Raw genomic sequence first — 11,330 nt, forward strand, 5'->3', positions numbered from 1 at the left:
CCGACAGCACCCGGGCCGCTGTGGACGTCGGGGGCCTGGACCGGCCCGCCCGCCGCCGCGCCACCCGGCTGCGCCCGCTCACCAGGAACGCCGCTAGGGACTCAACCTCTATGGATTGGACCGGCCACGCCGCCAAACTAGCCGCGACCGCTGTCCCCCGGGGCTCGCGATGGCGGGAGCCTGTGGCGAACACGCCCCGGCACGGCTTTGTCCCGCGCTGGTGGAGCAGACCTCCGGGGGAGTTCCGGTACTGGGAGTTGAACGACGGGCCCAGCGACCACGATCGGTGGCTCGCGGCGGCCTACGGCAACGAGACCCTGGTCGCCCGGGTCGGCGGTGTCCATGCCGATCACGGCCGACCAGGCGACCGGTCCCAGGAGAGCCGTCCCACATCCTCGTCCATCCTCGTCGACCCTTCCGAGCCTGGTCGTCCAGATGCTCCAGTACGCGGACATCTATGACGGGGCGGATGTGCTCGATGTCGCCACCGGCTCCGGATACAGCACAGCGCTGCTCTCCAGGTCCCTGGGGACTCGCATGTCACCAGCGTCGATGTGGACCGCTACCTCACCGAGGCCGCGTCCGAGCGGCTGGAGGCGATCGATCTCCACCCCAGGGTGCTCCCCCTGGACGCCACCGGACCTTTGCCGGCCACCTACGACCGGATCGTGTCGATGGTGTCGGTACGGCCGATTCCGGCAAGCTGGCTCACCGCCTTGCGACCAGGCGGCCGGCTCGTCACCACCATCGCCAACACCAGCTTGATCGTCACAGCGAACAAGACCGAGGAGGACGGCCGTTCGCGGCAATCGGCCGCGTGGAGTGGGACCGCGCCATGTTCATGGAGACGCGGTCGGAATCCGACTATCCGCCCGACCTCAGCCGAATGCTGGACGAGACGCGCGACCTTGAAGGAGACGACGTTTCACAAGGTCGCTACCCGGTTTTACCGGTGGACTGGAACTGGGATCTGCCGGCCATGCTAGAAGTCGTCTCCCCCGGGATCAGACACGGCTATGAGAAGGGCGAGGATGGCCGGCGCACCGCCCGCATGGTCCACGCGGACGGGTCATGGGCCAGGGCCACGGGCACGGCTGACGGGTTGCCTACCGTTCACCAGAGCGGACCCGGCGCCTTTGGGACATCCTCGACGATATCCGGCACCTCTGGGTCACCGAAGGGGAACTGCCGTTGCGAGGCGCCACGGCCTGCGTGACCCCCAGCGGCGCCATTCGCCTCATGCGCGGCAAATGGCGCGGATGGATCAGATGACTTACTTGGTCGGCGGTAGACCTGGGCCGGCGTCTGCCAACACGGCCGCAGGCGCGAGCGACGCCGGATATCTCACATGCTGTCATCGGCGGGGATGGCATAACTGGTGTGGGGTGAATCCAGCCAATCTCGGTTAATCTGACGGCCCACCACTCTGCCGATAGCGGTGAGTGCCGAGGTGAAGGACTCGGCGGGTTCGACCGCCGGTTCCTCGTCGAGGCTGAAGCGCAGGCCTTCCAGGTACGGGTCAAGGGCATCGGGATCGGAGCCGGATCGATAGTCGATGTCCAGGACGTCCAGAATGGTGATCAGCTCCCCTGATCGGGCGTACTTGAGCCGGCACTCCCCATGAAAGTCCCACTCCAACGCGAGAGCCCGCCTGTTCTGGCGAGAGAGTTTGATCGCTGCTTCGTCGCCCACGCAACGATGATCACCGATGAGCACGGTCCAGCCGCTGAATGCGCCGACCAGGAGGCCGCCGGCCTGTTCGCCACTGCCGTCCGACCCCGACCCCCACTCGCCGAATCGGTCTGGCGTCCCCGTCGCCGTGTCGCCGCCGAGCACGGCCACGGCCTCCTCAGCCGAAATGCCTTCGCGCCACAGGGCATAGAACTCCTGCATCGACACGTCGCTGGGGTCGTAGGAACGAAGCAGTTGAAAGAGATGATCGCCTGTCATGTCTGGTTCCTCTCTGGCGGGGCTGCCGCCCGGCCCTCCGGCCCGAGCGGCAGCGGTTGACTACTTGCGTTGGGCCGCTTCGTCCCCGCCCTGGAGCGGCATGTATCGAGCGTGAAGTGTCGATAGTCGACCTCGTAGGGATCCGGCTCGTCCAGCGTCGCGGTGCCGGCGAGCCGAGCATGAGGGGTCAAGCACCCGGCTGAGCCGCGGTGGCACACTGCGCATCGGATCCTGAGATGTCCGGCGCCCGGGCGACGTATCGAATGAGTGGCTCAAGCTCGAAAGACGGCACACCGTGAGAAAACGTTGGATTGCCATAGCCCTCTCAGTAGTCAACATGGCCTACGGCACAGTGATCGCGGCTTCGCCCGTACAGGCGATGAATCCCCGGCCGGATTTCCGGCTCCCCTTCCCCTGCGGCGAGACCTGGAACCTCACATCCCGGGACAACCACAATCCGCAGGACGCGAAAATCGACTTCTACGCCGTTGACGACAGCACAACCCAGTACTCACCGGTACTCGCTTCAGCGGCAGGACACGTCACGCAGGCACCCGAACCCACCCCCAACGGCGAAGTCGAGATCAACCACGGAAACGGCTGGTTCTCCAGCTACATGCACATGAGCGGCATCACGGTGCGGCTCGGCGATTATGTCGGCCAGGGACAGGTCATCGGCTATGTCGACAAAATCGGTGTTATCGGATACCCACCGGCGCCCCACCTCCATTATGAGCAGGCGTACGACTTCAACGGGGACAACAACGGGGACTTCTCGAATCCGACCAACGAGCGGCAGATCCCCGTGCTGGAAGGCCGCGTCACCAACATGGCCCAGCTGGGCGATCACTACGCCACCAGCACGAACAGCTGCGCCGCCGGTGGGCGGCAGTCAGCCGTCCAGTACGACTTCGGCCTGGACCAGCAGCTCCAGATCCTGGCCGCCCGGCCCGGCGACAGCATGCTCATGCAACGGTGGTACGACCCGAAGACGGCCGTCTGGCACCTGAACTCCCTGGGCCACCGGATCGTCGGCGAACCGGCGGTGACCGTGTTCAAGGGCGAACTCCATGTCATCGCCCGTAGAGCGGACAACAAACTCATCGACGTGTACTTCAGCCCCCGTGGCGGCGGCTGGCGATTCAACGTCCTGCCCGGCGAGGTCTCGGCCGACCCCGACGTCGCGTTCTACGGACCCAACAACAATCTGCACGTCGCCGCCAGAGGCACGAACGGGTTGCTGTACCGGTGGTGGACCACTCCTTCCGGCTGGTCCAACCCGGTCAACGTCGACCCGGGCCTGCAGATCACCGGAAAGCCGGCGATAGCCGGCTTCCACCAAGGCCTCTACATCGTCGCCAGGGCAGCGGACAACAAGATGTGGAGCTGGCTGTTCGGCGGGGGTCTCTCCGCCTCCGGGCGTCGGCTCCAACTGGAGGGAGCCGGAGCCGACGATCCGGACTTGTCCGGAGACCCGTGGGGGTACACGCTGCACGCGATCGTCCGGGGTACCGACAACCAAATCTGGTACTGGGATTTCCCATCACATCGTCCTGACTGGCACATTTGGACTTCTCCCAGCCTTATCGGCCAGAATCGGTCCGTCGCCGGTGCGCCCGCAGCCGCCGTCTACCGTGGCGCACTGCACGTCGTGGCCCGTGGCACCGACAGTACGATTTACCACTGGTGGCGGAACGGAGACGGTTCATGGAACCGGGAGGCCCCGGGCGGCCAAATGTCCGGAAATCCCAGCGCTTTCAAGTACAAGGACATGTTCCACATCACCGGCAAGAACGCCGGCGGAGGCATCAAGCACATCTGGTTCAACGGCACCTGGAATCAGGCGGACCGCAGTCTCGGTGACGGCGCGAACGAGCCCCCCAACAACGGGCCCCCCGGGACACCACCGGCCGGTACCAACCACACGGATCTCAACAGCGACGGGAAGAGCGACCTGCTCACCGTCTACGGCAACCACGAGATGCACTGGTATCCGGGCAAGGGCGACGGCTCCTTCTGGTCCGCACGCTTCATCGACCATGCCGGATTCAAGCTGATGGCCAAGGGCGACCTCAACGGCGACTCCAAAGCCGACCTCCTCGCGGTCTACGAAGGGAGCAACGCCATGTACTGGTACCCCGGTAAGGGCGACGGCACCTTCTGGTCCGCACGCTACCTCTCCGAGGCCAACTTCCGGCACATGGAACTCGCCGACCTCAACGGCGACGGCAACCTGGACCTGCTCGCCGTCTACACGGCCGGCAACGCCATGCACTGGTACCCGGGCAAGGGCGACGGCACCTTCTGGTCCGCACGCCCCCTCGACCAGGCCAACTTCAAGAACCTGGCGGTCGGCGACCTCAACGGGGACGGCAAGGCCGACCTGCTCGCCGTCTACGACGGAAGCAACGGCATGCACTGGTACCCCGGCAAGGGCGACGGCACCTTCTGGTCACCCCGCTACATCTCCCAGGCCAACTTCCGGCACATGGAACTCGCCGACCTCAACGGGGACGGCAAGCGCGACCTGCTCGCCGTCTACGACGGAAGCAACGCGATGTACTGGTATCCCGGCAAGGGCGATGGCACCTTCTGGTCCGCGCGCCCCCTCGACCAGGGCAACTTCAAACTGATGGCCCTCTGACCACGGCGATCGACCGGGCAGGCTCCTCATGCCTGCCCGGCTCGTCTCCTGTCGGTACGGCCCGGCAACCCGCCGGGGTCCCGGAGAATCTCATCGGCAGGGATCCCGCCTCAAGACGAGTCGATCGTTTGCTTCCGAGACCGGGACTTCCCATTCCGGTACGGCCTGCGGCCGCTCAGCCGGTAGCCCGCCGGGTCACCGCGGAGCCCGTACGGCTTGAGCTGCGACGCCGGGGAGACGGCGACCGGTGGCGGAGCCCGTACGGCATGCGCCCCGGGTGAATCTCCGTCGCCCTGAACGCATCCCCGATCGACCGGGACATGATCGAAATATACGCCGGATATACGGCCCGGGATCACGCTCCTGCTAAAGGATGCTTGGAGGTTCAGGAGCGATGAGGAAACGATCGATCGCATTCGCGGTCATGATGCTGTCCACGGGCACCGTGGTGCCCGCACCCGCAGCCATAGCGAGATCGCAGGCCACCGCCGCCCCGAAGGCGGCCTGCGCGGACGGCGCCAAGTTCGGAGAGCGGACCGTCCAGGGCGCGCCCTCGGGCACGCCGAACGTGCCCGACGGAACATTCATTCACGGCAGCGCGTACGTCTGGCGGGTGCAGGCCGTGGACGTCAACCGATTGATTGGCTGATTTCCCGGCACGACGGTCCCGCGGGACCCGTCGACGATCCCACGTTCGGCCTCGGCCCGGCTTGTCCAGGCCGGGTCACCCAGAGTCATGACGCGTTCGCCGTACCTAAACCTCGGGCGCCTTGCCGACGGTTCTCACCGGGCCGGACGAAGACCGCTCAATCAGATTGCAGGCCTTCAAGGAGGGGCCATATTGCGCATTCAACGACTGGTCGAACTCGCCGACTTCATCCTCGCCGATATCCACTTCCGGCCGAGCGCACTCGACTGGTCCACGCCCGCACCCGAGCCGATGGACGCCGTCTGCCTCCTGCGATCGGGCTGGTTGCGCAGAGCCGCCGCCGGGCGAACCGAGTTCCTGGACACCACCCAGGGATACATCGCTCGCCGCGGGGTGGAGAAGCGCGTCTTCGGCCGGGAAGCCCGGCTGACCTGGATCCAGCTCACCCCCGACGCCTACGACACCCTGGACCGCGGGCAGCGGCGGAACCGGGACTGGCTCTTCGCCGTGAACCCGGCCCTCGACCTGCGGCACCGGGAACTCATCGCCGCCGCCAGGTGCGGCACCGACGAGTTCGAGATAGCCGAACGGACCTACGCGCTGCTCGACGTGCTGCCGCCCCTGGGCCGGCGGCTCGGCCCGGGCACGCGGCCCCACACCCGGGTCACCCACCAAGCCATAGCCGACTCGGCCCGGGAAGCGCTCAACCACAATCCGACGATCACGATGAGCCGCCTGGCCCAGGCCGTCGGCTACTCCCCCAACCACTTCAGCCGGGTGTTCCGCGCCGTGACCGGCACGTCCGTCACCGACTACCGGAACGAGCTACGGGTACGCGCCGTTCTCGAAGAACTCGCCGACGGCGCCGACAACCTGGCCGACCTCGCGTCCAGACACGGATTCTCCGATCACGCCCACCTGACCAGAACCGTCATCCGGAAGGTCGGCCGCAACCCGTCGGAGCTGCGCCGCCTCCTGCACGCGGAACGACGAACGCGCTGTGAAACCGCGGCGGCTTCCTAGCCATCCGCCAGGTGAGCGAATCCGCGCCGGTAGGTGGGGTGGCGGCCCCGCAGGGCGTACGGCACGCTTGCCGGTACGGCCTGCGGACGCTCGCCCACGACCTGCCGCAGGCACGTACCATGCAATTTGGAATACCCGAAATCATCCCGGCATCCGCCGAATCCTCATCACCGAACCGGCAGAATTCAGATGGGCGGCCGTCTCCCAGCCCACTCGTTCGGCCTTCGTGGAGGACCCGTGTTGCGCGTTCAACGACTGGCTGAGGTCACCGGCGTCGTCCTCGCCGACATCCACTTCCAGCCGGCCGCCCTCACCTGGTCGCCATCCCTGCCGGAGACCGTGGACGCCATCTGCCTCGTACGGTCCGGCTGGTTCCGCAGAGCCGCCGTCGGACGCACCGAGTTCCTGGACGCCGCCTACGGATACATCGCGCGCATCGGGGTCGAGGAGCGCGTCTTCGGCCGGGAGGCCCGGCTGACCTGGATCCAGCTCACTCCCGACGCCTACGACACCCTGGTCCAGGGGCACCGCGGGAACCGGGAGTGGTTCTTCGCCGCGAACCCGGCTCTCGACCTGCGGCACCGGGAACTCATCGCCGCCGCCGGACGCGGCACCGACGGGTTCGAGATGGCCGAACGGACCCACGCGCTGCTCGCCGCCCTGCCGGCCCGGACCGAGCGCCCCGGCCCGGGCCGGCGGCCACGCACCCTGGTCGCGCACCGCTCCCTGACCGACTCGGTCCGGGAGGCGCTCAACCACGACCCGACGATCGGCCTCGACTCCCTGGCCAAGGCCATCGGGTACTCACCCCACCACGTCAGCCGGGTGTTCAGCGCCATGACCGGGCGATCGGTCACCGACTACCGGAACGAGCTGCGCGTGCGTTCGGTCCTCGAAGACCTCGCCCAGGGCGCCGACAACCTGGCCGACCTGGCGACCCGGCACGGGTTCGCCGATCACGCCCACTTGACCAGGACCGTCGTCCAGAAGGTGGGCCGTACGCCCTCGGCGTTGCGCCGCCAGCTGAGTACGGGACGGCGGACGTCCCGGGACCTGCGGGTCACACCCTGACCTTCGGATCCCGATATCCGATCACGGTCGCTTATACATCGCGTATACAACCCGGTGCCACTCTCGGTTCGGCTTCATCGGAGAGAGGAGCACTCGGTGAACCGACTCCTGACGACGGCACTCGCCGTCGTGGCGGCGATCGCCGCGATACCCGTGTCCGCAACCGCCTCGGCTTCGGCTTCGGCCGCGACGCTGCGGCCCCTGTTCCAGCTGCCTTTCCTGTGCGGGGAGAACTGGCGGCTGTCCACCTATCGCGGCCACGACGACTACGACATCGACTTCTTCGCGAGCGGCGGGCCCACCGCGGGCCGTACCATCGTCGCCGCGGCCGGCGGCCGCGTCCTGCGCGCCGGATGGGACGGCAGATGGGCCGACGGCAGCAACGCGCCCCCGGGAACCGTCGGAACCCGCTGGGGACTCGGCTACCACGTGATCATCGACCACGGCGGAGGCTGGACCACCGTCTACGGCCACATGGTCACCTGGCCCGCCGTCGCCACCGGCCAGACCCTTACCCAGGGACGCTACCTGGGCAATGTCGGCAAAACCGGTGCCACCCGCGTCGAGCACCTGCACTACGAACAACTCGACGACACCCTCGACCCCACCAGGACCCGGGGCGTCCGCGACAAGACCGAGGCCCACTTCAACGGCATCCCCTCCGGCATCACCACCGACGGCGACGCCACCACCGGTCCCCTCTACATCGGCGGGAGCCCCTCCCCCAACCAGTACCGCACCAGCAACAACTGCGGTGGTGGCGGCAGCGAGCCTCCGCTGCCTCCGCCCGGACCGCCCGGAACAGGCACCGGCCACGCGGACCTCAACGGCGACGGCAAGACCGACCTGCTCGCCGTCTACGACGGCGACCAGAGCATGAACTGGTATCCCGGCAAGGGTGACGGCACCTTCTGGTCCGCCCGCCGCATCGACCAGGCCCACTTCAAGCTCATGGCCAAGGGCGACCTGAACGGGGACGGCAAGGCGGACCTGCTCGCGATCTACGAGGCGACCGGGGGCCTGTACTGGTATCCGGGCAAGGGTGACGGCACCTTCTGGTCCGCACGCTACATCGACCACGCGAACTTCCGGCACATGGAGCTCGCCGACCTCAACGGGGACCGCATCCTGGACCTCCTCGCGATCTACGAGGGGAGCAACGGCATGCACTGGTATCCCGGCAAGGGCGACGGCACCTTCTGGTCCGCACGCTACATCGACCAGGCCGGCTTCAAGAACGTCGCGGTCGGCGACCTCAACGGCGACGGCAAGGCCGACCTGCTCGCCGTGTACGACGCCACCGGCGGCATGCACTGGTACCCGGGTAAAGGCGACGGCACCTTCTGGTCCGCACGCTACATCGACCAGGCCGGCTTCCGGCACATGGAACTCGCCGACCTCAACGGCGACGGCAAACGCGACCTGCTCGCCGTCTACGACGGAAGCAACGGTATGCACTGGTATCCCGGCAAGGGCGACGGGACCTTCTGGTCCGCACGCTACATCGACCAGGCCGGCTTCAAACTGATGGCCCTCTAGCCGCAACCCCTGGGCAGGCTTCCCGATCACGCCGATCGGGAGCCTGCCCGGGCGTCAGGAGGCTGCGCTCAGCGTGTCGATCTCCGTCAGCAGCTGCCGCTTGGTGGGCGCGTCCAGGTAGGAGGCGTTGACGGCGTTGCGGGCCAGGCCGGCCAGCTCGGCCTTCCCGAGGCCGAACACGTGCGCCGCGACCTGGTACTCCCGGCTGAGCGTGGTACCGAACATCGGCGGGTCGTCGCTGTTCAACGTGACGTACAGCCCCTCTGCCAGCAACCGGGGCAGCGGATGGTCCTCGATCCGGGCGACCTGGCCGGTGCAGACGTTGGAGGTGGGACAGACCTCCAGCGGGAGCTGGGTCTCCCTCAGGTGGGCGATGAGACGCGGGTCGGCGAGACAGTTGACGCCGTGGCCGATTCGCTCGGCGCCGAGTCCTTCGACGGCCTCCCAGATGGTTTCCGGGCCGGTCATCTCCCCGGCGTGCGGCACGCTGTGGAGTCCGATGGCACGGGCCGCGGCGAACACGTCCCGGAGGACGTCGCGGTAGGCAGGCCGTGCTTGCTCGATGCCTCCGACCCCGAAACCTACCAATGTGGCGGGAGGTTCCTTGTGGACATGCTCCAGAGTCATCTCGGCCGCCTCGGCACCGCATTCGCCGGGGACGTCGAAGATGTAGGCCACGCGCACGCCGTACTCCTCGGCCGACCGCCGGGCCGCCAGGTCGAGCGCCTCGGTCACGGCCCGCGCGGGCATGCCGACGACCCGGTGACTGTAAGGCGTGACCTGCAGTTCGACGTAGCGGGCGCCCTGCTCGCCCAGGTCCCGGGCGAGACCCGTCACCAGGATGTGGAGATCCTCCGGCTCGCGGACCAGCGCGTTGACCGCCTTGTACACCTGGGCGAAATGCGGGAAGTCGCGGAAAGTGTAGAAGGCGCGTAGTTCCTCCTCCGTGGTGGGCACACCGCTGCCGGGGTGGCGGCGCGACAGCTCCAGCACGGTTGGCACCGAGGCCGACCCGACCAGATGCACATGCAGCTCAACCTTCGGCAGCGCCCTGATGAACTCATCGATCGTCATACGAACGACGATAGGAGCGGCATCTCGCCCAGGCATAGAGATTGAGGGCTAATCTAACGCCAGAATGTCAGATTTGCTGTTGATCCAGCCCGCGTTGATCACCACCATGGGTGAGCCGACGATGAGCGGGCGGCGGCACAACGGCTTGTGGTCGTTTGCCGCCTTACGGCGGCCCTCCCCAGTCGGGAGAGGCCGGTACGGCGAACGGCCGGGTCACCCGAGCATGCGGGCGAATCCCTCCGGGGTGACGATGGGGATTCCGTAGGCGCGGGCCTTCTTCGCCTTACCGGACAGGGAATCGGGGTCGGCCGCCACCACGAGCCGGACCTTCTTCGTCACATTGGGATGCGGCACATAAGAGGCCTCGCGGGCACGTTTCTCCCACACGTCCTGCCCGCCGTCCACCTCGCCGGTGAACACGACGAGGTCACCCGGCTGCAGTTGGAAACGGGGCAGCGGAACCGCCGATCCGGAGGCGGCGAGAGCCTCTTCGACGGCCGTGACCGGAAGCCGGAGGAGTTCGGCGAACGGCTCGACGTCACGGCCGTCGGCGGCGACGGCCGCGAGGTAACCCCGATGCAGCCGATCCAGATCCGTACGGGACAGCCCGAGCTTGTCCGCCATGTCGACCAAGGCGTCCGCCTCGGTAACGGAGATGTGCTCGTCCAGCAGCACGTGATCGAGCAGGGCAAGGTAGTCGGCTCCGTCACCGGGCCGTGTCGTCGTCTGCGGCACACGATCGAGAAAGTGGCTCACGCGCTCGGCTGAGACGCCGCGCCGTACCCAGACCGCACCCGAGTCCTCGATCAAAGGCCACGTCGCCTTGGCCGCCTTGGCATGGACCGTCCGCCACGGGCGCACGGGACGGGCCAGGCCGAGATAGTGGCGGAGCAGCCCAGCCGCGGCCCGGGCGTCGACGAGCGCGTCATGATGTCCGTCGAGGGGGATGCCGGCCACGGCACAGCACTCGGCGAGGGTTCGCGGAGTACCCGGAAGGAACCGCTCGGCCTCCAGCATCGTGCAGATCCCCGAATCCGGGATCATCGCGCCGAGCCGGGTGAACTCGCTCCGCAGGAATCCCAGGTCGAACTCGAGGTTGTGCGCCACCGGCACGCGTCCGCGCAGCCGGTCCACGAGGGCCCCCGCGATCTGACCGAACGTCGGCGCGTGGCGGATGTCGGCGACACCGATCCCGTGGATGTGCTGCGCCCCGAGATCCCGTTCCGGGTTGACCAGGGTGCTCCACTCCCCGGTCGTCTCCCCCGCCGGATCGAGGTGGACGACACCGACCTCGATCACACGATCGTGCCGGGCGGTCCAGAGTCCGGTGGTTTCGAGGTCGATCACCGCATAGCCGATGGCCATCTGCCCGTCCTCTCC

8 protein-coding genes and 2 pseudogenes are annotated in these 11,330 nt (G+C 67.5%); 7 read left to right on the top strand and 3 right to left on the bottom strand.

All coding sequences use genetic code 11. From position 1 onward, the window contains the following. Nucleotides 1–461 (top strand): annotated as a pseudogene (locus RUR_RS28515) (hypothetical protein); the annotation flags it as partial. Then, nucleotides 436–986 (top strand): annotated as a pseudogene (locus RUR_RS36875) (protein-L-isoaspartate O-methyltransferase family protein). The pseudogenes RUR_RS28515 and RUR_RS36875, both read left to right, overlap by 26 nt. 358 nt (nt 987–1,344) lie before the next feature. Here the strand turns inward: RUR_RS36875 and RUR_RS28520 are convergent. Beyond that, a complete protein-coding gene (locus RUR_RS28520) occupies nt 1,345–1,950 on the bottom strand; it encodes a DUF6461 domain-containing protein (protein ID WP_283138305.1) in 606 nt (201 codons plus the stop codon). Nucleotides 1,951–2,287: 337 nt separating this feature from the next. Here RUR_RS28520 and RUR_RS28525 point away from each other — a divergent pair, with 337 nt between their 5' ends. The 5 genes from RUR_RS28525 to RUR_RS28545 all read left to right on the top strand — a co-directional run bounded on the left by RUR_RS28525 (nt 2,288) and on the right by RUR_RS28545 (nt 8,876). Beyond that, the gene (locus RUR_RS28525; RefSeq protein ID WP_283138306.1) at nt 2,288–4,594 is read left to right on the top strand and encodes an FG-GAP-like repeat-containing protein; all 2,307 of its coding nucleotides are present in this window, start codon (nt 2,288–2,290) and stop codon (nt 4,592–4,594) included. A 394-nt stretch (nt 4,595–4,988) separates the two neighbouring features. Continuing rightward, entirely contained in the window at nt 4,989–5,243 is a 255-nt protein-coding gene (locus RUR_RS28530; RefSeq protein WP_283138307.1) for a hypothetical protein, read from the top strand. Between the two features lie 192 nt (nt 5,244–5,435). Continuing rightward, on the top strand, nt 5,436–6,266 hold the full coding sequence (locus RUR_RS28535) for a helix-turn-helix transcriptional regulator (RefSeq protein WP_283138308.1): 831 nt from the start codon (nt 5,436–5,438) through the stop codon (nt 6,264–6,266). 240 nt (nt 6,267–6,506) lie between these two features. Continuing rightward, nucleotides 6,507–7,337: a helix-turn-helix transcriptional regulator gene (locus RUR_RS28540; protein WP_283138309.1), complete on the top strand. Its 831-nt coding sequence runs from the start codon at nt 6,507–6,509 to the stop codon at nt 7,335–7,337. 96 nt (nt 7,338–7,433) lie between these two features. Then, nucleotides 7,434–8,876, top strand: a complete 1,443-nt coding sequence (locus RUR_RS28545; RefSeq protein WP_283138310.1) for a VCBS repeat domain-containing M23 family metallopeptidase — start codon at nt 7,434–7,436, stop codon at nt 8,874–8,876. Between the two features lie 54 nt (nt 8,877–8,930). Here RUR_RS28545 and add read toward each other — a convergent pair whose 3' ends face one another. Continuing rightward, nucleotides 8,931–9,950, bottom strand: coding sequence for an adenosine deaminase (gene add / locus RUR_RS28550; RefSeq protein ID WP_283138311.1), 1,020 nt, complete (start codon nt 9,948–9,950; stop codon nt 8,931–8,933). Nucleotides 9,951–10,163: 213 nt separating this feature from the next. Continuing rightward, nucleotides 10,164–11,315, bottom strand: a complete 1,152-nt coding sequence (locus tag RUR_RS28555) for an exonuclease domain-containing protein (RefSeq protein WP_283138312.1) — start codon at nt 11,313–11,315, stop codon at nt 10,164–10,166. Nucleotides 11,316–11,330: the final 15 nt, after the last annotated feature.

Origin of the sequence: Rhizohabitans arisaemae, from assembly GCF_025996515.1 — a bacterium.
Classification (GTDB): Bacteria; Actinomycetota; Actinomycetes; order Streptosporangiales; family Streptosporangiaceae; genus Rhizohabitans; species Rhizohabitans arisaemae.

Bases quoted from the DNA above. Each gene is read 5' to 3' on its own strand.
- RUR_RS28520 (WP_283138305.1), bottom strand. From the start codon at position 1,950: ATGACAGGCGATCATCTCTTTCAACTGCTTCGTTCCTACGACCCCAGC.
- RUR_RS28525 (WP_283138306.1), top strand. From the start codon at position 2,288: ATGGCCTACGGCACAGTGATCGCGGCTTCGCCCGTACAGGCGATGAAT.
- RUR_RS28530 (WP_283138307.1), top strand. From the start codon at position 4,989: ATGAGGAAACGATCGATCGCATTCGCGGTCATGATGCTGTCCACGGGC.
- add (WP_283138311.1), bottom strand. From the start codon at position 9,950: ATGACGATCGATGAGTTCATCAGGGCGCTGCCGAAGGTTGAGCTGCAT.
- RUR_RS28555 (WP_283138312.1), bottom strand. From the start codon at position 11,315: ATGGCCATCGGCTATGCGGTGATCGACCTCGAAACCACCGGACTCTGG.